This is a genomic window from Duganella sp. Root336D2, from assembly GCF_001425005.1.
Classification (GTDB): domain Bacteria; phylum Pseudomonadota; class Gammaproteobacteria; order Burkholderiales; family Burkholderiaceae_D; genus Rugamonas.
The window spans coordinates 277,558-301,252 of sequence record NZ_LMDB01000039.1 but is presented as its reverse complement, the minus strand read 5'-3'; the positions used below and the strand labels follow the sequence as shown (position 1 = coordinate 301,252).

Annotated in this window: 27 protein-coding genes; 9 read left to right on the top strand and 18 right to left on the bottom strand. The window is 63.0% G+C overall.

Annotated elements, in window-relative coordinates; translation table 11 throughout:
- From ASD07_RS29470 to ASD07_RS29445, 6 genes are all read right to left on the bottom strand, one after another.
- The gene (locus tag ASD07_RS29470; RefSeq protein ID WP_229207326.1) at nucleotides 1-1,743 is read right to left on the bottom strand and encodes a glycosyl hydrolase family 18 protein; all 1,743 of its coding nucleotides are present in this window, start codon (nucleotides 1,741-1,743) and stop codon (nucleotides 1-3) included.
- 354 nt (nucleotides 1,744-2,097) lie between these two features.
- Nucleotides 2,098-2,805 carry an ABC transporter substrate-binding protein gene (locus ASD07_RS29465; protein ID WP_055939350.1) on the bottom strand — a complete coding sequence of 236 codons (708 nt, stop codon included), beginning with the start codon at nucleotides 2,803-2,805 and terminating at the stop codon, nucleotides 2,098-2,100.
- Between the two features lie 40 nt (nucleotides 2,806-2,845).
- A complete protein-coding gene (locus ASD07_RS29460; RefSeq protein WP_055939347.1) occupies nucleotides 2,846-3,199 on the bottom strand; it encodes a carboxymuconolactone decarboxylase family protein in 354 nt (117 codons plus the stop codon).
- A gap of 82 nt (nucleotides 3,200-3,281) precedes the next feature.
- Nucleotides 3,282-3,860, bottom strand: a complete 579-nt coding sequence (locus ASD07_RS29455; protein ID WP_156398223.1) for a hypothetical protein — start codon at nucleotides 3,858-3,860, stop codon at nucleotides 3,282-3,284.
- 18 nt (nucleotides 3,861-3,878) lie between these two features.
- Nucleotides 3,879-4,484: a hypothetical protein gene (locus ASD07_RS29450; protein ID WP_055939341.1), complete on the bottom strand. Its 606-nt coding sequence runs from the start codon at nucleotides 4,482-4,484 to the stop codon at nucleotides 3,879-3,881.
- A gap of 80 nt (nucleotides 4,485-4,564) precedes the next feature.
- Complete coding sequence (locus tag ASD07_RS29445) at nucleotides 4,565-5,098, bottom strand: PadR family transcriptional regulator (protein WP_055939337.1); 534 nt, start codon at nucleotides 5,096-5,098, stop codon at nucleotides 4,565-4,567.
- 138 nt (nucleotides 5,099-5,236) lie between these two features.
- Between ASD07_RS29445 and ASD07_RS29440 the strand changes: the two genes are divergently transcribed.
- Together ASD07_RS29440 and ASD07_RS29435 are read left to right on the top strand one after the other, a co-directional pair.
- Nucleotides 5,237-7,258, top strand: a complete 2,022-nt coding sequence (locus ASD07_RS29440; RefSeq protein WP_055939333.1) for an NADPH-dependent 2,4-dienoyl-CoA reductase — start codon at nucleotides 5,237-5,239, stop codon at nucleotides 7,256-7,258.
- A gap of 11 nt (nucleotides 7,259-7,269) precedes the next feature.
- Nucleotides 7,270-7,695 carry a nuclear transport factor 2 family protein gene (locus tag ASD07_RS29435; protein WP_055939330.1) on the top strand — a complete coding sequence of 142 codons (426 nt, stop codon included), beginning with the start codon at nucleotides 7,270-7,272 and terminating at the stop codon, nucleotides 7,693-7,695.
- On the opposite strand, the gene ASD07_RS29430 is transcribed toward ASD07_RS29435, so the two are convergent.
- Nucleotides 7,679-8,134, bottom strand: coding sequence for a MarR family winged helix-turn-helix transcriptional regulator (locus ASD07_RS29430; RefSeq protein ID WP_082507646.1), 456 nt, complete (start codon nucleotides 8,132-8,134; stop codon nucleotides 7,679-7,681). The two genes, ASD07_RS29435 and ASD07_RS29430, sit on opposite strands and share 17 nt — an antisense overlap.
- A gap of 147 nt (nucleotides 8,135-8,281) precedes the next feature.
- Between ASD07_RS29430 and ASD07_RS29425 the strand changes: the two genes are divergently transcribed.
- Both ASD07_RS29425 and ASD07_RS29420 read left to right on the top strand, forming a co-directional pair.
- On the top strand, nucleotides 8,282-9,145 hold the full coding sequence (locus ASD07_RS29425) for an EamA family transporter (protein WP_055939324.1): 864 nt from the start codon (nucleotides 8,282-8,284) through the stop codon (nucleotides 9,143-9,145).
- Nucleotides 9,145-9,762, top strand: coding sequence for a nitroreductase family protein (locus ASD07_RS29420; protein ID WP_055939321.1), 618 nt, complete (start codon nucleotides 9,145-9,147; stop codon nucleotides 9,760-9,762). The genes ASD07_RS29425 and ASD07_RS29420 overlap by 1 nt, the downstream gene beginning before the upstream one ends.
- On the opposite strand, the gene ASD07_RS29415 is transcribed toward ASD07_RS29420, so the two are convergent.
- On the bottom strand, nucleotides 9,763-10,635 hold the full coding sequence (locus tag ASD07_RS29415) for a DMT family transporter (protein ID WP_055939317.1): 873 nt from the start codon (nucleotides 10,633-10,635) through the stop codon (nucleotides 9,763-9,765).
- Between the two features lie 79 nt (nucleotides 10,636-10,714).
- Here ASD07_RS29415 and ASD07_RS29410 point away from each other — a divergent pair, with 79 nt between their 5' ends.
- Together ASD07_RS29410 and ASD07_RS29405 are read left to right on the top strand one after the other, a co-directional pair.
- Entirely contained in the window at nucleotides 10,715-11,593 is an 879-nt protein-coding gene (locus tag ASD07_RS29410) for a LysR family transcriptional regulator (protein WP_055939314.1), read from the top strand.
- Nucleotides 11,590-12,195, top strand: coding sequence for a YdeI family protein (locus ASD07_RS29405; RefSeq protein ID WP_055939312.1), 606 nt, complete (start codon nucleotides 11,590-11,592; stop codon nucleotides 12,193-12,195). The genes ASD07_RS29410 and ASD07_RS29405 overlap by 4 nt, the downstream gene beginning before the upstream one ends.
- Here ASD07_RS29405 and ASD07_RS29400 read toward each other — a convergent pair.
- Together ASD07_RS29400 and ASD07_RS29395 are read right to left on the bottom strand one after the other, a co-directional pair.
- Entirely contained in the window at nucleotides 12,162-12,632 is a 471-nt protein-coding gene (locus tag ASD07_RS29400; RefSeq protein ID WP_055939309.1) for a DUF2269 domain-containing protein, read from the bottom strand. The genes ASD07_RS29405 and ASD07_RS29400 overlap by 34 nt on opposite strands.
- Nucleotides 12,620-13,939: an SDR family oxidoreductase gene (locus tag ASD07_RS29395; protein WP_055939306.1), complete on the bottom strand. Its 1,320-nt coding sequence runs from the start codon at nucleotides 13,937-13,939 to the stop codon at nucleotides 12,620-12,622. The genes ASD07_RS29400 and ASD07_RS29395 overlap by 13 nt, the downstream gene beginning before the upstream one ends.
- 48 nt (nucleotides 13,940-13,987) lie before the next feature.
- Here ASD07_RS29395 and ASD07_RS29390 point away from each other — a divergent pair, with 48 nt between their 5' ends.
- On the top strand, nucleotides 13,988-14,458 hold the full coding sequence (locus tag ASD07_RS29390) for a hypothetical protein (RefSeq protein ID WP_055939303.1): 471 nt from the start codon (nucleotides 13,988-13,990) through the stop codon (nucleotides 14,456-14,458).
- Here ASD07_RS29390 and ASD07_RS29385 read toward each other — a convergent pair.
- Complete coding sequence (locus tag ASD07_RS29385) at nucleotides 14,455-17,571, bottom strand: response regulator (RefSeq protein WP_055939300.1); 3,117 nt, start codon at nucleotides 17,569-17,571, stop codon at nucleotides 14,455-14,457. The genes ASD07_RS29390 and ASD07_RS29385 overlap by 4 nt on opposite strands.
- Nucleotides 17,572-17,696: 125 nt before the next feature.
- On the opposite strand from ASD07_RS29385, the gene ASD07_RS29380 reads away from it, so the two are divergent.
- Together ASD07_RS29380 and ASD07_RS29375 are read left to right on the top strand one after the other, a co-directional pair.
- Nucleotides 17,697-17,906: a DUF2892 domain-containing protein gene (locus tag ASD07_RS29380; protein WP_055939297.1), complete on the top strand. Its 210-nt coding sequence runs from the start codon at nucleotides 17,697-17,699 to the stop codon at nucleotides 17,904-17,906.
- Nucleotides 17,907-18,425 (top strand): RNA polymerase sigma factor, encoded by a 519-nt coding sequence (locus ASD07_RS29375; protein ID WP_055939293.1) that lies wholly within the window; start codon nucleotides 17,907-17,909, stop codon nucleotides 18,423-18,425.
- Here the strand turns inward: ASD07_RS29375 and ASD07_RS29370 are convergent.
- The 7 genes from ASD07_RS29370 to ccoS form a co-directional block, all read right to left on the bottom strand.
- On the bottom strand, nucleotides 18,422-18,949 hold the full coding sequence (locus ASD07_RS29370) for a FixH family protein (protein WP_055939290.1): 528 nt from the start codon (nucleotides 18,947-18,949) through the stop codon (nucleotides 18,422-18,424). The genes ASD07_RS29375 and ASD07_RS29370 overlap by 4 nt on opposite strands.
- A gap of 10 nt (nucleotides 18,950-18,959) precedes the next feature.
- Nucleotides 18,960-20,327 (bottom strand): cytochrome c oxidase accessory protein CcoG, encoded by a 1,368-nt coding sequence (gene ccoG / locus ASD07_RS29365; RefSeq protein WP_055939287.1) that lies wholly within the window; start codon nucleotides 20,325-20,327, stop codon nucleotides 18,960-18,962.
- A 7-nt stretch (nucleotides 20,328-20,334) separates the two neighbouring features.
- A complete protein-coding gene (gene ccoP / locus ASD07_RS29360; RefSeq protein WP_055939284.1) occupies nucleotides 20,335-21,267 on the bottom strand; it encodes a cytochrome-c oxidase, cbb3-type subunit III in 933 nt (310 codons plus the stop codon).
- Nucleotides 21,260-21,406, bottom strand: coding sequence for a cytochrome C oxidase Cbb3 (locus ASD07_RS29355; RefSeq protein ID WP_055939281.1), 147 nt, complete (start codon nucleotides 21,404-21,406; stop codon nucleotides 21,260-21,262). The genes ccoP and ASD07_RS29355 overlap by 8 nt, the downstream gene beginning before the upstream one ends.
- A gap of 1 nt (nucleotide 21,407) precedes the next feature.
- Entirely contained in the window at nucleotides 21,408-22,022 is a 615-nt protein-coding gene (ccoO, locus tag ASD07_RS29350) for a cytochrome-c oxidase, cbb3-type subunit II (RefSeq protein WP_055939604.1), read from the bottom strand.
- A 21-nt stretch (nucleotides 22,023-22,043) separates the two neighbouring features.
- Complete coding sequence (ccoN, locus tag ASD07_RS29345; RefSeq protein ID WP_055939278.1) at nucleotides 22,044-23,468, bottom strand: cytochrome-c oxidase, cbb3-type subunit I; 1,425 nt, start codon at nucleotides 23,466-23,468, stop codon at nucleotides 22,044-22,046.
- 78 nt (nucleotides 23,469-23,546) lie between these two features.
- Nucleotides 23,547-23,693 (bottom strand): cbb3-type cytochrome oxidase assembly protein CcoS, encoded by a 147-nt coding sequence (gene ccoS, locus ASD07_RS29340; protein ID WP_055939276.1) that lies wholly within the window; start codon nucleotides 23,691-23,693, stop codon nucleotides 23,547-23,549.
- Between the last annotated feature and the right edge of the window lie 2 nt (nucleotides 23,694-23,695).

Sequence of the window (23,695 nt, the reverse complement as noted above, 5' to 3'; positions counted from 1 at the left end):
TTAACGCCCTTTCCAGACTTCGCTGGTCAGTGCACCGCTTGCATCGCCGTCCAGTTCCCACGAGAAGGCGCCGCGCAGGCCCTGGTCGCGGACGTACTGCATCTTGGTGCCGATCACGGTCGGATCGTCATAGCTCCACCACTCGCCGGTGCTGGTGTACAGGTACAGCTGCTTGGTCACCGGGTGGTACCAGCGCTGGCCGGTCTTGTTGCGCAGGACCTTGTAATCGTCGATCCCGCCTTCGTAGGTACCGCCGGCGCCGCCGGTGGCAGCCTGGTACAAGCCGTTGCCATTCGGACCGGCCGTAACTCCCTTCCAACCGCGCCCATAGAACGGAATCCCGAGCAGGATCTTGTTCTTCGGCATACCGGCCGCCGTCAGCGCAGCGATCGCGTCGTTGGCGTTGTACTTGACCAGATTGCCAGTCGCAGGATCGGCCGGGTCGCGGTACAGCGGCGAGTGGAAGTTGGTGCTCGATTCCCACGCGCCGTGGAAATCGTAGGTCATCACGTTCACCCAATCCATGTACTGCCCGTACAGGTTCGGCTCCGTGTTGGCGATCTTGTCGACGCCGGCGCCGATTGCTGCAGTCAATGCATAGCGCTTGCCGTCGGCGGCGCCTTGCGCGTCAAGCTGGGCCCGGAACTCCGCCATCAACAGCGTGAAGTTATGCTTGTCGTTGACCGCGTCGTAGGTGTTGTATGGCTGGCCGCCGCCGCCCGGGTATTCCCAGTCGATGTCGATACCGTCGAACACACCCTTGCCGGCACCCGGTCCGCCGCGCCCATCCTGGATTGGCAGGTCGCCGGCGATGAACATCTTCACGCAGGATTTGGCGAGCTGCTTGCGCAATGCGTCGGTCTTGGATGCGGCCGAGAAGAATTTCGACCACGACCAGCCGCCCAGCGAGATGAACACCTTCAGGTTCGGGTGCTGCTGCTTGAGCAGTTTCAGTTGCAGGAAGTTGCCGGACAGCGGAGCGTCCCACGGCACGGACTGGCCGTTGACGGTGCGGCGCGGCTGGCGCTGGTAGTCGGCATAAGAGTCGCCACCGGTGCCGGCATCTGGCGACGTCGGATTGTCGTTGCCGACTTCGGCCTTCGTCACCATGTCGCACTCGTAGCCGCCGTTCTTCTGGTACACGTTGCCGAAGGCGTAGTTGATGAAGGTGAGCTGGTCGGCGACGCTGGTCTGCACGCCATTCACTGGCGTTTTCGTGGTGTGGATATCCGCCACTTCGTAATCGCGGCCGTACACGCCCCACTGCGCGAAGTAGGATCCGATCTCGCGGCCATTTGGAGTCGGCGTCGGTGTCGGTGTCGGCGTTGGAGTAGGCGTCGGTGTAGGAGTTGGTGTGGGGGTCGGTGTAGGTGTTGGTGTGGGAGTCGGGGTTGGCGTGGGTGTCGGCGTAGTCGACTGTAGCTCCCACGGCCCGTTCGCTTCCGTGCCAGGGACATTGTTCTGCGTCCACCACTTCGCCTTGTACACGGAACCGTTATAGGTCACGCACATGCCGCCGGTGTAGACCGCACCGGCGCTCCATGCCGGACAATCAGGCGTTGGAGTTGGCGTTGGAGTCGGAGTCGGCGTAGTCGCCTGCGCCTCCCAAGGCCCATATTGCTCGGTGCCCGGCACATTGTTCTGCGTCCACCATTTGGCCTTATACACCGTGCCGTTATAAGTGACGCACATGCCCGCGGTGTAAACCGCGCTGCTGTTCCAGGCCGGACAAGACTCAGACACTGCAGATGTCGCCAATGTGCGCGGCTGTTGTGTGGGCTGGCCAGTGTCGCTGCTGCCACCGCAAGCAGCCAGCAGGCTGCTGGTCAAACCGGCGACCAGAAAACTTCTCGATACCCTGTGTTCCATGCTCCCCCTCCTTCGGTTGTGGTTGTCGGGCTAGGATGGGATTGGGACAATTGGTAGTCAAGTGGTTTTAATTAGTGTCACCAATATAAGACCAGTTGCAAAAATGCACGCGCGAAAAACGTGCGTCGAAATTGAAGGAACACGAATGGGAAAGGCGCTGTCTCAAATGAGACATTCTGTTAAACAGTAGATACCGGCAAAATGCAAGTTACTCACTGGTATTGCTGCTCAATTGCCGGGCAGGGACTTCTGGAAGCGTTCGATGGTGCGCTCGGCCTGCATTTGTTTCAGCACGCGGGTCAGTTCCGGCACCAGCGCCTCATGCTTCTTGTTCAGGTAGTGATAGACCGGGAAGGAGGACAGCGGCGGCTCCAGCACGGTAACGCCGTCCAGCTTCTGGCTGCGTACCACCGCCATGCCGGAGGCGCGATGTCCCAGCACCAGGTCGGTGCGCCCCATCATCAGTTTTTCAAAAGCCCGGTGCATGGTCGGCACCTGTTCAACCTTCATGCCCTTGGTGTTCTCCTGCGCGATCTTGTTCCCTCGCACAAAGCCCATGGTATAAGGACGCAGGCTTTCCCAGCCGTTGACGATGAAAGAAGTGCCGCGCGAGAAAATCACCAGTTCAAAGGTGAGCAAGGGGACGGGAACAATGACGAGGTTGGGATAATCGCGGTCCAGGCCAAGCTTGCGATACAGCTCGCCATCCATCTTGCCGTCGTTGGCGTACATCAGCGAGCGCTCGCCGGGCAGCTGGTGCACGACCAATGTGCGGCCGATGCGCCGGTAAGCTTCGCGCAGCACCAGTTCCGAAATGGTGGCGGCGGGATCGTCGCCCACCAGGGTGGAGACATTCATCACCGGCGAAGCCTGCGCAGCGACCCAGGCTGGCAGCAGGCCAGTCAGCGCGAACCCCAAAACGGCGCGACGACGCATTTCATCTCCCGGCAATTCCTTACCTGGAGCATAACACTGCCTACACTTTTTGTAGTTCCGAAAACTCCTGGTAAGCCGCGACGGCATTCGCGGCATACATGGCGACGGGTCCGCCGCCCATGTAAATCGCCACGCCCAGGGCATCGTGCACTTCCTGTACGGTGGCGCCGAGCCGGGCCAGCGCCTTGGTGTGGAAGCCGATGCAGCCGTCGCAGCGCGCGGCAACGCCCACCGCCAGCGCAATCAGTTCTTTGGTCTTGGGATCCAGCGCGCCACCCGCCATGGCGGCCTTGCCCATGTCGCTAAAGCCTTTCATCACGTCCGGCTGGGTCTTGCGCAGCTGCGCCAGGTTGGCGGAGATATCCTGGGTCAGGTCGTGGTATTGGGTATCCATGACCGGATGGTAGACCGCCCACCACCTCGGGGAAATGATCCAGGTCAGCTTTCCATTGCCTGGTCATCCCCCTTGGGAAGCCCTATTTCGCCAGCGCTTGACGGAAATCGGGATCGTCGAACAGCGTACCAACCAGCTTCTTGTAGAGGAAAGCGTAGTTTTGTGCTGCAGTTGGGATAGCAATCAGACCCACAAATGAGGATTCCCATTCCAGCTTCGTGCTCAACCGGCGGTCGTAAGCAACGCTGTCAGCCTTCTTGACCACAAATCGCGCGGTCAGGTGGCCGGTGCCTGTTCCAATCGCGGCGTCGACGTCGGAATCGACCAGGAAGCCGCTGATCTGGGTAGCGGAGTTTGCGTCCAGCAGGTTCGCTGCTTGCAACTCCTTGCGCAGCGTTTCCTCAAGATACTTCGAGAGCGAATCGCCCACCGGAGATACCAGGGCGTTGCCGCGCATGCTGACGGATTTGTCCTTTGCCGCAGGCGTGCCTTGTGCCAGCGCGAATTCGCCGATCGCGGCCGGCGCCAGCGCAGCGTTGCGCAATTTGACCGTGTTCTCGATCGACGAAGAAGGTGCTGCCATCGGTGTGGAACAAGCCACAAGCTGGGTCGCAGCAGCGAGTACAGTGGTAATCGAGAGTAAGCGCAGGAATCGTTTCATATGTGCCATTCCCTGCGATCAGTTAAAGCCAGGCGCGTTGGACAGGTCGCGCAGTGCAGTGCTGACCACTTCGCGGGCCATCTTGCGTACGGCGGATTCCATATCCGGCGACTTCTCGGCATTTGGCGGTGCGGAGCCCGCGCCAAGCCCGGTGTGGATCGCATGGCGTGCGCTGGCAGTGACAGCGGTGTTCGAACCAGCCGGCAGGTAGTTGATATTGCAAACATAGCCGTCGGTCACGGTGCTGCCCGCCAGGCCGAACGTCAGGCCGGTGACGAAGCCGGACATGGCCGGGTTCTGGCCGTCGACTGCCACATTGTTCAGGGTAACGTTGAGCAGGTCGGCGTTGGCGTCGACAGTCGCCTCAATGAACAGGCCGCTGCTCAGCAACTGTTCATTGACCTGTTTCTTCAGGAAGTCGGTAGCGCGGCTGTTCGGCACGCCCTTGGTCTGGAATTCGAAATTCACCTTAACAATTTTAGGCTGGTCCGGCTTTTTGAAGTCGGCAACCGGCACTTCGCGGGTGGCGGTGTCGACATAGGCGGTTGCGCAACCGGTGAGCAGGGTGGCGCCGGCCAGCATGGCGACGCAGGAGAGGCGTTGGAACAGGGAAGAAGAGCGCATTTGCTTTCACTTCAAAAGTTGGAAAGCAGCGATTCTAGTCATCAATTAGTGTTAAACATTCACCAATTGTCACGTATGGCTTATTTACAACTATTCAGGATTTCGATCGCTTCGCTTGCCATCTTGATCGCCAGTTCTTCCTGCGCAATACCGCCCTTCAGCAGCACATATTGCAGCTTGCGTTCGCGCGAGTCGGAATCGCTGGCGAAGTCGCGCTGTTCGAAACTCTTGTAGAGCGCCAGTTTCGCTTCATGCAAAGCCAGGTGGCGGCGCATTTCGTCCGCCAGCCCCGCCGGGCCGATCGCCGCCTCCGCGCGGATGCGCACCATCAGCGCATCGCGCTGGGGACGGGGATCTTCGCCCTCGGCGACCCAGCGCCGCAACTCTGCGGTACCGGCCGGCAGCACCCGGTAGGCGCGTTTGCGGCCGCGGCCCGTCTCGGCGGGCAAGGATTCGATCCAGCCGGCTTGCTCCAGGCGCGCCAGTTCACGGTAAATCTGCTGGTGGGTGGCGGCCCAGAAGAATCCGATCGATTTATCGAAGCGCCGGGCCAGCTCCGAGCCGGAACCGGCTCGCTCGGACAGTGACGTCAACAGCGCGTGGGGCAAAGACATGGCAGGAAACAATGAAAAAGATGCCACCATCTTGCCTGAGCAGCGCGAGGCGGACAAGCCACACCGTCTCTGCAACTAGTTGCAGAGACGAGCCAACCGGGCTATATTTGTGCAACTAGTTGCATAATGAGGACGCCAATGAACCGCTACCCACACCTGCTCGCCCCGCTCGACCTGGGCTTCACCACCCTGAAAAACCGCGTGATCATGGGTTCCATGCACGTCGGCCTGGAAGAAGAAGTCGACGGCTTTGAACGCATGGCCGCCTTCTACGCCGAGCGTGCGCGCGGCGAAGTGGGCCTGATCGTCACCGGCGGCATCGCCCCGAACGAGGCGGGTCGTCCCTGGAAGGCCGGCGCCAAGCTGACCACCACCGAAGAAGTGGCGCAGCACCGCAAGGTGACTGCCGCCGTGCATGCGGAAGGCGGCAAGATCGCCATGCAGATCCTGCACTTTGGCCGCTACGCCTATCACCCGAAACTGGTGGGCCCGAGCGCGATCAAGGCGCCGATCAACCAGTTCACCCCGCACGAGTTGAGCACCGAAGAGGTGGCGGCCACCATCGAGGACTACGCCCAGTGCGCCGTGCTGGCGCGCGAAGCGGGCTACGACGGCGTGGAAATCATGGGCTCCGAGGGTTACCTGATCAACGAATTCATCGCCGCCCGCACCAACCAGCGTAGCGACGAATGGGGCGGCAGCTACGAGAACCGCATGCGCTTCCCGGTCGAAATCGTACGCCGCGTGCGCGAGCGCGTAGGCAATGACTTCATCATCATCTACCGTCTGTCCATGCTGGACCTGGTGGAAGGCGGCTCCTCGCTGGAGGAAGTGGTGCAACTGGCACAGGCCGTCGAACAGGCTGGCGCCACCATCCTCAACACCGGCATCGGCTGGCACGAGGCGCGCATCCCGACCATCGCCACCAAGGTGCCGCGTGCCGGTTTCGCCTGGGTTACCAGGAATCTGATGGGCAAGGTCGGCATCCCGCTGGTGGCGACCAACCGTATCAATACGCCTGAAGTGGCCGAGGGCATCCTGGCCGATGGCGCGGCGAATATGGTCTCTATGGCGCGCCCCTTCCTGGCCGACGCCTTCTTCATGCAAAAAGCGCGCGAAGACCGCGGCGACGAAATCAATACCTGCATCGGCTGCAACCAGGCCTGCCTGGACCACACCTTCTCGGGCAAGATTACTTCCTGCCTGGTGAACCCGCGCGCCTGCCATGAGACCGAACTGGTGATCGCCCCTGCGCAGCAAACCAGGCGCATCGCCGTAGTCGGCGCCGGTCCAGCGGGCCTGAGCTTCGCCACCACCGCAGCCTCGCGCGGCCATGAGGTGACCCTGTTCGACGCCGGCAGCGAAATCGGCGGCCAGTTCAATGTGGCGAAAAAGGTGCCGGGTAAGGAAGAATTCAACGAAACCCTGCGCTACTTCGGCCGCCAGATTGAGCTGACCGGCGTCAAGCTGCACCTGAATACCCGCGTCGACGCGGCCGGCCTGGCTGCAGGCGGCTTCGACGACGTGGTGCTGGCCACCGGCGTCATTCCGCGCACCCCGGCCATTGACGGCATCGACCATCCGAAAGCCCTGGGCTACCTGCAGGTGCTGCGCGACGGCGCCCCTGTCGGCAAAAACGTGGCCGTGATCGGCGCCGGCGGCATCGGCTTCGACGTCTCCGAATACCTGACCCACGAAGGCAAGAGCGCCAGCCTGGTGCCGGAAAAGTTCTACGCCGAATGGGGCATCGACAACGGCTACAAGGACCGCGGCGGCTTGCGCGCACCCGAAGTGGAAGCATCGCCGCGCCAGGTCCACCTGCTGCAGCGTAAGACCAGCAAGGTTGGCGATGGCCTGGGCAAGACCACCGGCTGGATCCACCGCACCGGCCTGAAAGCCAAGCGCGTGAACATGCAGTCGGGCGTCAGCTACGACCGCATCGACGACGCCGGCCTGCATGTGACCGTGGAAGGCCAGCAGCACGTGCTGCCGGTGGATAATGTGATTGTTTGCGCCGGCCAGGAGCCGCTGCGCGAACTGCAGCAAGGCCTGCTCGACGCTGGCTGCAAAGTACACCTGATCGGCGGCGCCGACGTGGCTGCCGAACTGGATGCGAAACGCGCTATCAACCAAGGCACCCGACTGGCTGCCGCCATTTAAGGAGTAAGCCCATGCAGCTGCAACCGGCCGTTGCGGAATCGCTCGAACGCTGGCACGACATGATCGCCGGCGGTAATTTGTCGACCCTGCCCTCCATCGTCGATGCGGATGCGGTGTTCCGCTCGCCGATTGCGAACAAGCCTTACGCCAGCCGGCAGGCGGTGGTGCTGGTACTGAACACCGCTTACCAGGTGTTCGAGAACTTCGCCTATCACCGCCAGTTGGCGGCCGACGATGGCCTGAGCGTGGTGCTGGAATTCAGCGCCAATGTGGGCGACAAGCAGCTCAAGGGCATCGACTTCATCCGCTTCAATGAGGCGGGCAAGATCGTCGACTTTGAAGTGATGGTGCGCCCGCTGAGCGGCCTGCAGGCGCTGGGCGAGGCCATGGGCGCGCGCATCGGCGCCCAGGTAGGCGCCTTCAAGGTTCCTGCCTAGCCTCCAGCATCGCCAGCAGCTTGCGCAGCTGGGCATCCAGTTCGGCTGCGCCTTCCGCCCCTAGCGGGGCGATGATGTTCTTTTCATTTTCCACGTGCGCCACCACGGCGCGTTCGATCAGCGCCAGCCCAGCGGGGCTGAGCTGGACCAGCATGCTGCGCGCATCGGCCGGATTCGGGGCGCGCGTCACCCAGCCCTGGGCCTCCAGCCTTTGCAGGCGGTGGGTCATCGTCCCGGAAGTCACCATCAGCTGGGAAAACAGGGTAGTCGGCGCCAGCTGGTGAGGGGTGCCCGCGCGGCGCAGGGTCGCCAGCACATCGAATTCCCAGTTACTGAGTCCAAATTGCTCGAAAGTCGCGTCGAGCCGGCGCCGCATCAGTGCCGCGCAGCGGTTCAGGCGGCCGATCACGCCCATCGGTCCTACGTCCAGGGCGGGCATCTCGCGTGCCCATTGCTCCAGGATTAAGTCCACTTTATCCACAGCCGTCTCCAGGTTAGCTATCGGGACGATTATAACAATTTATCTCGATATCAAGATAATTTGCTATACTTCGATTTATCTCGACTTCAAGATAATTTTACCGCCATGAAAAAATTCCCCCTGGCCGATACCGCGATCACCGCGCTGGCCCCCGTCATCTGGGGATCGACCTATATCGTCGCCACTGAAATCCTGCCCGCCGGGCGCCCCTTCACCGCCGCTGCCGTGCGCGCCCTGCCGGCCGGCCTGCTCCTGGTGCTGTTCGCCGGCCGCATGCTGGCTCGCCATCTCTGGTGGCGTGTCGCGGTGTTGGCCGCGCTGAATATTGGCGCGTTCCAGGCCCTGCTGTTTGTCGCCGCTTACCGCCTGCCGGGCGGCCTGGCAGCCGTGCTGGGCGCCATCCAGCCGATCGTGATCATGGGCCTGGCCTGGGGCTGGGAAGGACGTCGTCCGCAATGGGCGGCACTCGGCGCTGCGGCGGTCGGCGTGGCCGGCATGGCCGCGCTGCTGCTGTCACCCACGGCCCGCTGGGATGCGCTGGGCGTCGGGGCAGCCCTGGCCGGTGCCTTGAGCATGGCCGTCGGCACCTGGCTGGCGCGCCGCTGGAAAACCGGCCTGCCGGTGGTCGAACTGGCCGGCTGGCAATTGCTGCTCGGTGGCCTGATGTTGGCGCCGCTGGCGCTGCTGGCCGACCCGCCGCTGCCTGCCTCGCTGGCCACCAGTGAAATCCTTGGCTACACCTACCTGACTTTCGTGGGTGCCCTGGTGGCCTACCTGCTGTGGTTCCGCGGCCTGAGCCGCCTGTCGCCGGTCGCCGTGTCCTCGCTCGGCTTGCTGAGCCCCGCCACCGCCGTGATCCTGGGCTGGGCCCTGCTTGGCCAAAAGCTGGGCGGCACCGCAATGCTTGGTCTGGCCGTGGTGCTGGGCAGCGTACTGGCACTTCAACTCAAACTGCAGGAGGCAAAATAATGAACAAGGCAATCAAGGACCTGATCGAATCCCGCGTTTCGGCCAACTATTTCGACCCGTCGCAGCCGGTCGGCGATGAACAGGTAGCGGAACTGGCGCGCTTGGCAACGCTGGCGCCTTCCGCCTACAACGTCCAGAACTGGCAGTTCGTCGCAGTGCGCTCGCAAGAGGCGCGTGAGAAATTGCGCGACTTGTCCTTCGGCCAGCAGAAAGTTGTGGATGCGCCGGTGACCTTCATTATCAGCGGCACCCTGAAAGCGCACGACCAGGTAGCTGCGGCGCTGAAACCTGCTGTGGATAAGGGCATACTTATCCAGCCCGTCGTGGATAGCTGGACCCGCATGGCGCAGGGTTCGATGAATGGCGACGAGCGCGCCCAGCGCGACGAAGCCTTGCGCTCCGCTTCCCTGGCCGGGATGACCATGATCCTGGCTGCCGAGGGCATGGGCCTTGCAAGCTGCGCCATGACCGGCTTCGATGCGCAAGCCGTGCATGCCGCCTTCGGGTTGGGCGCGGACGAAGTACCGGTAATGCTGGTCGCAGTCGGCCACGCCGCCCAGGGCAACTGGCCGCAAAAGCCACGCCGTCCGCTGGACGACGTGCTGCGCTACGCCTGATTACCGGTTCGTGATCGTCACGCCGGTGGCCACCAGCAGGCCGCCGGCGATCATCGAAGCCATCACCTGCTCGCCCAGCATCAGTGCGGCGAGCGACACGCCGAATACCGGCACCAGGTTGTTGAACACCGCCGTGCGTGCCGGGCCAAGCGCTTTCACGCCCTCATACCACCACACGAAGGCCACCACGGTGCCGAAGGCGCCCAGGTAGGTAACGGATACCCATACTTGCCAGCCCAGCGAAGCCCAGGCCACGTCCGGCAGTTCGCGCGAGGCGGTGATCAGCAGGAAGCCCAGGCCCCACAGCGAGGCGTAAGTGGTGGCGGCAATCGGCGACAGGCCTTTCAGTGCGGCGCGGCCGACCAGGGTGTAGGCGGCCCAGCACGAGGCGGCGCCCAGCATCATCAATTCACCGGCGCCGATCGACTGGCTGATGTCATGCAGGGCGGCCATTGGCTCGCCGCGGGTAATCAGCACGGTGACGCCGACGAAGGCAATCCCGATCCCCGCCCATTTTTGCCAGTTCAGGCGTTCGCGCAGCACAGCAGCCGCGGCCAGCGCCGTCACGATCGGGTTCATCGCGATGAACAGTGCCGAGCGGCTGGCTTCCATCTTGCCCAGCGCGGAAAAGAAGAAGAAGTTGTACAGGAAAATGCCGGTCAAACCCAGCGCCGCCGTGGCGCCCAATTGTTGCAGCGACAGTTTCGGCAGGCCGCCTTCGCGCTTCCAGGCCAGCACCAGCAGCAGCGCCGCCGCAATCGAGAAACGGATGGAGGCTGCCACCAGTGGCGGCAGTGCATTCGAGACAATATGGCCGGCGATGAAGGTGCCGCCCCAGATCAGGGTGCAGGCGATCAGTTTCAGGTAGATCATGGCAGTGGGCCTTGCGTGTCAGTGAAGGAGGTTATACATTAATGCTAATCCTTGCTCATAGAAAAATGAGGAAAAGCTCATGACGTTCACACAGTTGGAGATCTTTGCCCTGGTGGCTGAATTGCGCGGCTTTACCGCCGCAGCCATGCGCCTGGGGGTAAGCCAGTCCGCCGTTTCACATGCCATCAAGTCGCTGGAGCAGGAGTTGGGCGTGCAATTGATCGAGCGCCAGGGCGCCACGGCCGACGTGACGGAGCTGGGCAAGCGCCTGCTGGTGCGCGCCCGCGAAATCCTCGGACTGGCGGAATCGATGCGGCAGGAAGTGGCGGCGGCCAGCGGCTTGAACAAGGGCTTGCTGCGCATCGGCTCCTTCGGCCCCACCTCCTCGCTCAAGCTGATCCCCGCCATCCTCGACGTTTTCCAGAAGCGCTACCCGGGCATCGAGGTGCGCATCGACGAGGGCACCGACGACGACACCCTGCAATGGATCCTCGACCGCCGCGTCGATATCGGCTTTATCCAGCAGCCCGACGACCGCTTCGACACGGTGGACCTGGTGGAAGACCAGATGGTGGCGTTGCTGCCGGCCGGCCATCAACTGGCCGCCAAGAAGTCCGTCAGTGCGCACGACCTGGCGCACGAGCCCTTTATCATGCCCGATGCGGGCTGCTCGACCTTGATCGAGCCGCTGTTTGCCGCGCAGGGCCTGTGCCCGCAGGTGCGCTACCGCATGTCGCAGGTGCTGACCGTGCTGGGCATGGTGGGGCGCGGCGATGGCGTCTCCGGCATGGCGGAGCTGGCGCTGCCGGTCAATCTCGCCTCCAGCCACCCGAATATCGCAGTCCGGCCGTTTTCACCGCCAGTGCGGCGCCGTGTCGGGCTGGCCTTGCGTAACCTGGCGCAGGCGTCGCCAGCCGCCAAGGCATTTGTCGAAGTCGCACGAAAGGTCAAGCTATGAGCGTCAAACCGGAACTGGAACAGCGCTTGTTCGCCACCGGCAAGGCATGGTGGACCTGGCTGCAGAAGCAGCATGCCGCCTCGCCCGGGGTGTGGATGAAGATTGCCAAGAAGGGCGCGCCGGAGTCCTCGGTGCAGTATCCGGAGGCGCTGGATGCGGCGCTGTGCTTCGGCTGGATCGATGGGCAGAAGAAGAGCATCGACGAGCATTACTGGCTGCAAAAGTTCACGCCGCGCGCCAAGCGCAGCATCTGGTCCAAGATCAACCGGGACAAAGTGTCCGCGCTGGCCGGGAAGGGACTGATGCAGCCTGCCGGGCTGGCGGAGGTTGAACGCGCGAAGCAGGATGGCCGCTGGGAGGCCGCATACGGCTCGTGGAGCGCAGCCCAGGTGCCGGCCGACTTGCAGGCAGCGCTGGATGCCAGCGCCAAGGCCGCTGCGAAATTCGCCGCCCTCAGTTCGCAAAACCGCTACGCGATCCTGTTTCGCACGCACCAGGCCAAGCGGGCGGAGACGCGCGCGAAGCGGATCGGCGAATTCGTCGCCATGCTGGAACGTGGTGAGGTGATTCATCCCCAGGCCGGTTTTACCACCATCAAATAGAACACTGCGATGAAGGCGAAGAAAGCCGGAATCCCGAGCGCGATCCAGGCGCGGAAGTAGCTCCAGAACCGGACTGGCAGCGCCGACGCCTGCTGCATCGCCTCAGCGGCAACGTCGCGCATCTTCATCTGCAGCCAGACTACGGGCAGCCAGCAAAGCAAGGCAATCACAAACAGCACGATGGACCATTTGATCCAAGGCGTCTGCATGGGAAAGCCAGCGAGGTGGATCAGGTAGAAGCCGGTCGCAGGCTGGGCGATCATTGTGACGCCGGTGAACAGCCAGTCGGCAATGACGAGGATGCGCGTGACGACTGCGATTGCCTGCACGTTCCTGCTGATGACCGCGAACAGCAGGTACCACGCGGAGCCGATGCCGGTGCCGAACAGCAGTGTCGAGGAGAGGATGTGCAGCCATTTTACGATCAGGTATTCCATGAGGGTTTCTCCAGTTCGTAGAGCATCCACAGCGCAGCCAGCATGGGGAGGTTCTTGCTGATTGGACCGTAGGGGTGGAGCAGGAATTCGGGCAGGCGCCAGGCGATGACGATGCTGTAGAAGGCGATCAGGGCGATTTGCGCCAGCCACAACCAGCGACGGTTGCGGCGTGGCCATGCCAGCGTTGCTGCGCCGAAGGCCAGGTCGAGTGCAGATGCGCCGTATAGCATCAGCGGCGCAAGCATGGGTGGCACGCCGGTGCGGATCAATAGCGTGTGGCTGTCGGCGACGGGGTACAGGCCCGCAGATACGATGGCGGTCCAGATCCATACTGCGGCGATACTCAGGCGCAGCAAAGGCAGAAGCCAGTCGAGTTGCGCCTGGTGGCGCGTCGCCTCGGGCTGCACGATAAAGTCGCGCACCGCACGCGGTTGGCGGCCAAGCAGAGCGGCCAGCGGTGCGGCGTCTGCGGTGTTGCCGCGTGCCAGCATATCCAGCGCATCGCGGTCCAGCGGACTCCCCGGCAGCACTTCGCCCACCTGCGCCAACCCGCGCGCCAGCCAGTCCGGCAGCCGCAGCACCGGTAGCCGCCACGCTCCCAGTCCCATCGCTATCCGCAGCGCGCGCAGATAGGCTACAAACGGCATCGCGTCCGGTCCCACCAATGCAAGCCGCCGCACTTCATTACCCATGCCGCCGCGCGCGCCACGTTGGGCCATCGCGCCCTGCTCGACGAGTGTGACGATTGCTGCCGTGACGTCATCGATGTGCACCGGCTGCACCATTTGCTGTGCGCTGCCTAACTGCACCCCGACAGGCATAGCCGCCAGCATGCGAAACATGCGCGCACTGGCGCCGTCCGCCCCATAGACCAGCGACGGCTGGACAATGCAACCCGCGAGCGGCGAGGCCGCCAATGCATCATCCGCCGCCTTCTTGCTCGCATGAAAAGCGGTTCGCGCGCCGGCATCGGCACCCAGCGCCGACACCTGCACCACATAATGCACGCCCGCGCCTGCGCAAGCGGCAAACAAGGCACGCGGCGCCGCATCATGCACAGCCGCAAACGACGTATCGCCATGAGAGCGAAATATCCCCGCGGCATTCACTACAATATCCACGCCCTTGAGGCGCGCCACCCAGGCAGCTTTTTCAGTATCGTGGGCAAAGTCGGCAGGAACAAAGCCCATGCGAGGATCGCGGCTGGGATGCCGCCCGGCAGCAATAACCTCATGACCGCGCGCCAGCAAGGCCGCCGCAACATGCGACCCGATAAACCCTGTAGCGCCGGTCAGCAGCACCCGCATCGGCCCCTCCTCCCGTCTCCGGACATTACACGAAAAGGGAGAATCGCCATGGACACTTGGAGCAGAGCGCTCAAACAAAGCGTATTGCCTGGCGCGCTAGCCAGCCTCACCTCGACGCTGGTGCTGGCCGCTTGCGGCAAGCGCGAAACGGGCAGCATGTTTGCGGGCGTGAATGCAGTCAGCCACTGGCTCTGGGGCGACAAGGCCACACGTGCTGACCATCCTTCACTGAAGCACACGCTGGTCGGCTACCTGATCCACCATGGCGCATCGATGTTCTGGGCTGCGTTGTTCGAAAAGTCCTGCCGCAAGACGCTCGACAAGAAGGAAGCTGCGACCACGGCCACAGTGGCGGCGGCCGCCACCGCCGTCGCCTGCTTTACGGATTACCAGCTTACGCCGCGCCGCTTTCGCCCCGGTTTTGAGGAACGATTGTCCAGGCCTTCGCTATTGATGGTGTATGCTGCTTTCGGGGTGGGCCTGGCCGCCGGCGCCTACCTGAACCGGCAGGAATGCTAGCGGTCTTCCTGCTCCAGCCAGCGGCGCCCGTGCGCCAGTACTTGCTCCAGTTCGTAGCGCACGGCAGCCAGCATGCCGGGCAAGTTGTCGGGATTGCCGACCCTGATCGCCGACTCCGCATCCAGCGTTGCCTTCACCAGCCGCTTTGCCCCCAGTACGCCGACCGCGCCACGCAAGCCATGCAGGATGCGCGCTGCTTCGCCCGGCCGCCCGTCGCGCACGGCGGCATCGGCGTCGTCCATCGGCTGCAGGCCGCCTTCCAGCGCGCCCCGCACCATCTTGAACATGACAGCGCGGCCCTTCTGGTCCTTGCCCATCACGCGCATCAGGCTGTCCATGCTGAACACCTGTTCTGACGAACCCTGCCCGGCCTCCGCCGTGGAAGCATCGTTTGCGGCCTGGACCCGCGTTGACGAGCGGCGCAGGTTGCGCTCGATCACCGCCATCATCTCTTCGATCACCACCGGCTTGGCGATAAAGTCGGTGATGCCCGCTTCGGTGCAGCGATGGCGCTCGGATGCCAGCACGCCTGCGGTCATCGCGATCACGGGCATGTCCAGCTTCAATTCATCGCGGATCATGCGCGTGGCGCTGAATCCATCCAGCACCGGCATCTGCATATCCATCAGCACGATGTCGTAGCGGCTGGCGCTGGTCCGCAGGATATCCACAGCCTGCTGGCCGTCGCCCACCACGTCGAGCGTGGCCCCGGCCAGTTCCAGGATGCCGCGCGCCACCGCCTGGTTCAGCAGGTTGTCCTCCACCAGCAGGAAATGCACGCCGCGCAAGCGGTTGCCCAGCGCGGAAGCGGATGCCGAAGCATCTTCGCCGCCGCTGGTGGCCGCCAGCGCCTGGTGCATGGCATCGAACAGGCTGGATGCGGTGATTGGCTTGACCAGCACCACGTCCGCTTCCGGCGTGCCGGCGATGTCGTCGACCTGGGCGCGTGCGAAGGCATTGATGGTGACCACGATGGGCTGGCGACGGCCTTCCGCAGCGCGCCGGATTTCACGCGCCGAGGCATAGCCGTCCGAGCCCGGCATATGCCAGTCGGTCAGCACCACGTCGTAGGGGTGCGGCCCGTCGAGCTGTTCGCCGAAGCACTGCAGCGCCGCTTCGCCCGAATCCACTTCATCGGCGTCCCAGCCCCAGGCGCGCAGCAGTTGGGCGATCATGCTGCGGCTGGTGCTGTTGTCGTCCGCCACCAGTACGTTCAGCGGGCCGATGGAAGGCAGGCGCCGTGCCACGGTGCGTTCCGGCAGTACGCCGAACCACAGCTCGAAAGAGAAGGTGCTGCCATCGCCCGGAACGGTCTGCAGCTGCATCTGCCCGCCCATCAGTTCCACCAGTTTGCGCGTAATGGCGAGGCCCAGGCCGGTGCCGCCAAAGCGGCGCGTGATGCTTTCGTCGCCCTGCGAGAAGGCATTGAACAATTGCGTGGTCTGCTGCTCCGTCATGCCGATGCCGGTATCGCGCACTTCAAACCACAGCAGCACGCGGTCGGCCACCCGCACCGCAGCCTTCACCGAGACCACCACTTCGCCCTGCTCCGTGAATTTGATCGCATTGCTGGCCAGGTTGGTCAGGATCTGCTGCAGCCGCAGCGCATCGCCATGCAGCAGGGTTGGCACGTCGGGCGCCACCACGATCGCCAGTTCCAGCTCCTTGTCGCCGGCATTCATGGTCATGATGGTGGCCAGGGTGGCCATCGCCTCGTCCAGGTCGAAGTCGATCGGCGCCAGCTCCATGCGGCGCGCTTCGATCTTGGAAAAGTCCAGCACGTCGTTCAGGATACCCAGCAGGGACTGGCCGGAGGTGCGGATCATGGTCAGGTACTTGCGCTGCTGCGCACTGAGCGAGGTATTGCCCAGCAAATACACCATGCCCAGCACTGCATTCATCGGCGTACGGATCTCATGGCTCATATTGGCCACAAAGTCGCTCTTGGCGCGGTTGGCCGCTTCGGCGCGGTCGCGCTCCTGCTCCAGTTCCGCCGCGCGCAGGGCGGCCTCCGCCATCAGGGTTTGCGAATGGGTTTCGGCCGCCTGGCGTTCCTGCATCAGGCTATTGAAGGCGTCCGTCAGCTCCCCGATTTCATCCTTGCGGGTGACCGGGATTGGCCTGAAATCGCCGGGCGCCGCGCGCAAATCCTGGATCGCATTCCGCAGCCTGGCCACGGGCGCCAGCAGGTAGAGCGTAATCCAGCCGATCAGCAGGGCGGAAATCACCGACGCCGCCAGGCCCCAGGCCAGCAGGTGAAGCTGCACGCCTTCGAAAGGCTCGAACGCTTCATGCACCGGCAAGATGGAGGCCAGCAGCCAATCGGCGGACTTCAACCGCCGGTAGCTGCTCACGCCCGGCACGCCGGCGGCGCTGGTACTGAGGACCGTGCCTTCGACGCCCTCCCTCATGGCGCGCGTGGTCGCAGGATTGGAATTCGCGGCGCGCGGCTGCAGGATGCGTTTGGCGTCGGGATGCACCACATAGATCGACGGCTCGCCCAGCGTCACGGCGAAGTAGTAGCCGGTCTTGCCCACTTTGGCGGTGCGCAGGTGGCCCAGCATATTGTCCTTATACAGCCGCAGCACGCCGGCCAGCACGCCGACCACCTTGCCGCGGTCGTCCAGGATGGGCGCCACCATCTGCACAATGGGCTGGCCGCTGACGCGGCTCTTGACCGGGTCCGCAATCAGCGGCTTGCGGGTCTCGAGCACTTTTTTGAAGTACTCGCGATCGGCTACGGAAATCTTTTCCCGGCCCGTGATGTGCGGCACGTCGGCCACCACATTACCTGCGCCATCGATCACGATGATGTCGTCGAACATCGACAGCATGGCGCGCTCCTCGTACCAGCTGCGCAAGGCGGCGGGGTCGTTCATCAGGCTGCGCGGCTGCTTGCGTGCCGACTGGGCGATCACGTCCAGCAGGGTGGTCAGCTTGTCGTCCAGGTCCTCGGCCGTGCGGGTGATCAGGGCGTCCTGCTGCGCAAACAGCACCTTTGTGAAGTCCTCGCGCAGGCGTTGCGCCTGCAAGACGGTCACCACGGCGATCATCACGATGGACGTGATGCTGGTGGCAAGAGCGACCTTCACATTGATCCCGAGAGGCTTCATTGACGTCCTTTGTCGAGGGGGCTGCTGGCTAGTGTAATTTATTTTTGTAACCGCGAATCCAAATCCCGGATCGGCTCCTCTTGGCAGGTGAGGAATTTCCCTCCAATGGCGAAAAGGAGTGCAAAATGTTCTATGTTAAAAATGTACCAACTTGGGAACGCGCTTTGCGTGTGATTGCCGGACTGGCGGTGGTGGCGTGGAGCGTGCCGGCCCTGGGCGGCTTGTGGGGCACGGCAGTGGCGCTGTCGGCGGCGGGCATCGTGCTGTCAGGGCTCTTTGGCTTCTGCCCGGCCTGCGCCATGGTGGGCCGCAAACTGGATAAGGCGAAGCGGTAAATGGCACTTCTTGAACAGCACCAGCCGGTGCTGCTGGCCGCCCATGGCGGCGATCCACAGGCGCTGGCCAAACTGCTGGCGGTCTGCCAGCCGGATATCCGCCGCTATGCCAGGCGCAATTGCCTGGTCAGCGATGTGGATGATGCAGTGCAGGAAGCGCTGCTGGTGATGTCGCGCCGGCTGTCGTCGTTGAAAGTACTGGCGGCATTTTCCGGCTGGCTGTTCAAGGTGGTGCAGCGCGAGTGCCGCCGGCTGGGCCGGCGCGCCTTCAATTACGATCCCTATGACGAGGAGCGCGCGGAACAGTGGCTGGCATCGCGGGATGATGCGGGCCTGCGCATGGAATTGGTGCAGGCGCTGGAATCGCTGCCGCGCGACTACCTGCAGATTGTGCTGCTGCGCGACTTCGAGGAGTTGAGCATTGCGGAAATTGCACAGGAATTGGGCTTGACGACGGCGGCCACCAAGAGCCGCCTGCATCGGGCGCGCACGCTGGCACGCGAGTACCTGGTCGGTTAGCGCGCCGTGCCGGCGTCCGCGCGGATCGCTATTTCGCGTTCGTTCGGCCATTGCCATGCACCTTCCAGGCGCCAGTCGCGCTGCTTGCCTTCAACCAGCACCTGCCAGCGCGAGCGTTCCAGCATTGGCAGGGCGACGCTGAAGTTGCCTTCGGCGTCGGGCCGCGCCATCAGCACCATATCGCGGTTCGGCTGGGTGGCGTGCTGCAGGCGCACGGACAGCGTCTCGTCCGCAAGGGGGCCGGCGCTGCCGACGTGGCCGTGCAGCAGGCCTTCGGCGACGTCGTAGCGCAGCGCGATCGACAGGCCGAGGGCTGCGGCCGCGCGGTCGCGGCGCAAGTCCTGGTTGATCGCCTTGCCTTGCTTGTAGTAATCGCCCACCACCAGCGCATCCTGGCTGGTGAAAGCGACGTAGCTGGTGGCGATGCCCGCCACTGCCACGACAGCGGGGCCGAGCATCAACAGCCACGGCCAGCGATGGGTGTACCAAGGGGCGGCGTCGGGGTGGGCGACGGTAGCATTCAATTCAATCTCCTTAGCGCGGCACGATGAATACCGCTTTTTCCTTGACCGCCAGCGATGGATCGTCCAGCGCCGTCAGTTCAATCGCAATCTTGTTGGAACCGGTCTCGCCCTTGCCGTGATCGGCGCGCAGGCGGATCGGTACAGCGCGTGTTTCGGTCGGACCCACCTCGACGGTGTCCGGCACGGCAACCTGCAGCGTATCGATGCCGCTGGCGCGGATGCGGTAGGTATGGCCTTGCTCGGTGGTGTTCATGATCTGCAGGCGGTACACGTTCTCGATCATGCCGTTCTCCACTTCGCGGCCCATCGAGCCGCGGTCGCGGATCACATCCATCTTCAGCGGCGTGCGCAGGGCCAGCGTGGTGAACACGGCGACGATGAACAGCAGCAGGCCGCCGGTATACAGCAGCACGCGCGGGCGCGTCACGCGCTTGCGGATTTCTTTCGCGCTCAGGCCTTGCGCCATCGCGCGGTCGGTGCTGTAGCGGATCAGGCCGCGCGGCTGCTCGATCTTGTCCATCACGATGTCGCAGGCGTCGATGCAGGCGGCGCAGCCTATGCATTCGTACTGCAGGCCTTTGCGGATGTCGATGCCGGTCGGGCAAACCTGCACGCACAGCGAGCAGTCGATGCAGGAGCCGTCCGATTTGGGGCCGCGTGGTTCGCCGCGCTTTTCATCGTAGGTGATGATCAGGGTATCGCGGTCGAACATCGCGCTCTGGAAACGAGCGTAGGGGCACATGTACTTGCACACCTGCTCGCGCAGCCAGCCGGCATTGCCGTAAGTGGCAAGGCTGTAGAAGCCGACCCAGAACCATTCCCACGGACCGAAGTTGAACGTCAGCGCCTCGAACGCCAGGGTGCCGATCGGCGAGAAGTAGCCGACGAAGGTGAAGCCGGTCCACAGGGCCAGCAGCGCCCACGCGATATGCTTGCCGCCCTTGCGCCAGGCCTTGTTGAACGACATCGGCTCTTTTGCCAGGCGCATCTGCGCGCTGCGCGCACCTTCGAATTTGCGCTCGATCCACAGGAACATCTCCGTGTAGACCGTTTGCGGGCAAGAGAAGCCGCACCACACGCGGCCAGCGACCGCCGTCACCAGGAACAGCCCCCAGGCACAGGCGATCAGCATGGCCGCCAGGTAGATGAAGTCCTGCGGCCACAGGACCAGGCCGAAGATGTAAAACTTGCGCGTCATCAGGTCGAACAGGATGGCCTGGCGGCCATTCCACTGCAGCCAGGGCGCTCCGTAGAAGACCAGCTGCGTCAGGATCAGGCAGATCCAGCGCAGGTTCGTGTAACGGCCTTTCACCTCGCGCGGGAAAATATCCTCGCGCTTGGCGTACATCTTGATGACTTGTGGTGCGGGGGCGTTCATGATGCGTCTACTTCATGGCTTGGACAGGTGGGTTGGACAGGCCCCATACGTAGGCGGCCAGCACGTGCACTTTGCTTTCGCCGAGGAAGTCCTCGAAAGCAGGCATGGTGTTGTTGCGGCCCTTGCGGATGGTTTCCATGATGGTTTCGGCGCTGCCGCCGTACAGCCAGGTCTTGTCGCTCAGGTTAGGCGCGCCCAGCATCGGGTTGCCTTTGCCGCCGGCGCCGTGACAGGCCATGCAGGCGCTGAACTTCGACTTGCCCATGACCGATTTGATCGGGTCGCTGGTGCTGTCCGACAGGCTCAGGACGTACTGCGCAACGTTCTCGATATCCTTTTCCGAGCCCACAGCGGCGCCCATCGGCGGCATCACGCCGTGGCGGCCCTTCATGATGGTCAGCTTGATGGTGTCGGGATCGCCGCCATGCAGCCAGTCCTTGTCGGCCAGGTTCGGGAAGCCTTTGTTGCCGCGTGCATCGGAACCATGGCACTGGGCGCAGTAGGTCAGGAACAGGCGTTCGCCGATGGCGTGCGTCTGCGGGTCTGCCGCAACGGCTTTCAGGTCCTGGCCCTTGTATTTGTCGAACAGCGGACCGTAGTCCTTCTCGGCCTTGGCCAGTTCTTCCTTGTGCTCTTTGGCGGAAGTCCAGCCCAGCGAGCCTTTATAGTTGCCCAGGCCTGGATACAGCCACAGGTAGCCGATAGCGAAGGCGATGGTCAGGTAGAACAGCCACATCCACCAGCGCGGCATCGGGGTATTGAGTTCGGTCAGGTCTTCGTCCCAGATATGGCCGGTGGTGCCGACTTTGCCGTCCACCGACTTCAGGGCCGAACCTTTGACGGATGACTGGGACCACAGCAGCACGCCGCAGCCGACGATGCCGATGACGGTCAGGACGACGACGTACAGGTTCCAGAATTCGCTGGTGAAATCAGCCATGATCCTTCTCCTCGTCTGCGAAAGGCAGTTGGGCTGCTTCTTCCCAGTTGCCGCGCTGGGCCCACCACACGATGCCGAGGAAGGTGAGGAACGATATCACCGTCATCACATTGCTCGCATTGCCAAAAAAGTTTTCCATTTCAGTTCCTCGTCTTGATCAGGGTGCCCAGGCCTTGCAGGTAGGCCACCAGTGCATCCTCTTCCGTCTTGTTGGCCAGTTCGGCCGGTGCGGCGGCGATTTCTTCTTCCGTGTACGGGTCGCCCATGCGCTTCAGCGCGCGCATCTTCGGCACCACGTCTTCCGGCTTCAGCTTGTTCTGGGCCAGCCACGGATAGTTGGGCATATTCGATTCCGGCACCACGTCGCGCGGGTTGTTCAGGTGGGTGCGGTGCCATTCGTCGCTGTAGCGGCCGCCAACGCGCGCCAGGTCGGGACCGGTGCGCTTGGAACCCCACTGGAACGGGCGGTCATACACAAACTCGCCCGCCACCGAGTAGTGGCCGTAACGCTCGGTCTCGGCGCGGAACGGCCGGATCATCTGCGAGTGGCAGGTATAGCAGCCTTCACGCACATAAATATCGCGACCCGTCAGGCGCAATGCGGAGTAAGGCTTCAGTCCCGCGACCGGCTCCGTGGTCGACTTCTGGAAGAACAACGGAATGATCTCCACCGCGCCGCCTACCGACACCACCAAAGTGACCAGCGCGATCAGCAGCCAGGGGTTCTTCTCAATCCATTCATGGGAAAATTTCATCATTTGCTCCGATATGCTCCGTTACGCCGCGAGGCCCAGTTCAGGGATGCGTGCACGGGTGGTTTCGCGGCCCTTCAGGGTCATCCAGGTGTTGTAGGCCATGACGCACATGCCGGTTAGGTACAGCAGGCCGCCGAGGAAGCGCACCACGTAATACGGGTAGCTCGCTTTCACGCTTTCCACGAAGGTGTAGGTCAGGGTGCCGTCGGCATTCACTGCGCGCCACATCAGGCCTTGCATCACACCGGCGATCCACATCGCGGCGATATACAGGACGATGCCGATGGTCGCGACCCAGAAGTGCAGGTCGATCAGCTTGGTGCTGTACATCTTCGTCTGGCCGGCCATGCGCGGAATCAGGTAGTAGATCGAACCCATGGTGATGAAGCCCACCCAGCCCAGCGCGCCGCCGTGTACGTGGGCGATGCCCCAGTCGGTGTAGTGCGACAGCGCGTTGACGGTCTTGATCGACATCATCGGGCCTTCGAAGGTGGCCATGCCGTAGAAGGACAGGGACACGATCATCAGCTTCAGGATCGGGTCGGTGCGCAGCTTGTGCCATGCACCCGAGAGGGTCATCATGCCGTTGATCATGCCGCCCCAGCTTGGCGCCAGCAGGATCAGGGAGAACACCATGCCCAGCGATTGCGCCCAGTCAGGCAGCGCGGTGTAGTGCAGGTGGTGCGGACCGGCCCACATATAGGTGAAGATCAGCGCCCAGAAGTGCACGATCGACAGCTTGTAGGAGTACACAGGACGCTCGGCCTGTTTCGGGATGAAGTAATAGACCATGCCCAGGTAGCCGGCGGTCAGGATGAAGCCCACCGCATTGTGGCCGTACCACCACTGGATCATCGCGTCCTGTACCCCGGTGTACATGGAGTAGGACTTGAACAGGGAAGCCGGCATGCTCATGCCGTTCACAACGTGCAGGATGGTCACCGCCAGGATGTAGCCGCCGAAGAACCAGTTGGCGACGTAGATGTGCTTGACCTTGCGCTTGATGAGGGTGCCGAAGAACACGGTGGCGTAGGCGATCCACACCAGGGCGATCAGGATCGAGATCGGCCATTCCAGTTCCGCGTATTCCTTGCCGCGGGTGTAGCCCATTGGCAGGGTGACCACGGCGGCCAGGATCACGGCTTGCCAGCCCCAGAAGGTGAAGGCAGCCAGCTTGTCGGAGAACAGGCGCACCTGGCAGGTGCGCTGGACCACGTAATACGAAGTGGCGAACAGGCCGCTGATGCCGAAGGCGAAAATCACTGCGTTGGTGTGCAGGGGACGCAGGCGGCCGTAGGTCAGCCAGGGAATGTCCAGGTTGAGGGCGGGCCAGGCAAGTTGGGCGGCGATGATGACGCCGACCAGCATGCCCACAACGCCCCACAGTATGGTGGCGATCGCGAATTGCTTCACGACCTTGTAGTTGTAGTCCAGTGATTGATCCACTTTGAATTCTCCAGGCAGACACTTTGATGAGATATGTCAAAGGTTACCGAGGAGCACTTCAAAAAAACATGACGTGGATCAAATCCGGTCGTTGTCCTGCAAAACTCGGATTGCCGGACCTACAAGATCGTCGAATTGGCCGTCGTCCGAGGCCTTGAAAAACAGCCACAGCGCGCCGAAAACCAGGCCGACGCTGAGGGGGATAAGAAGGTATAGCGATTCCATTT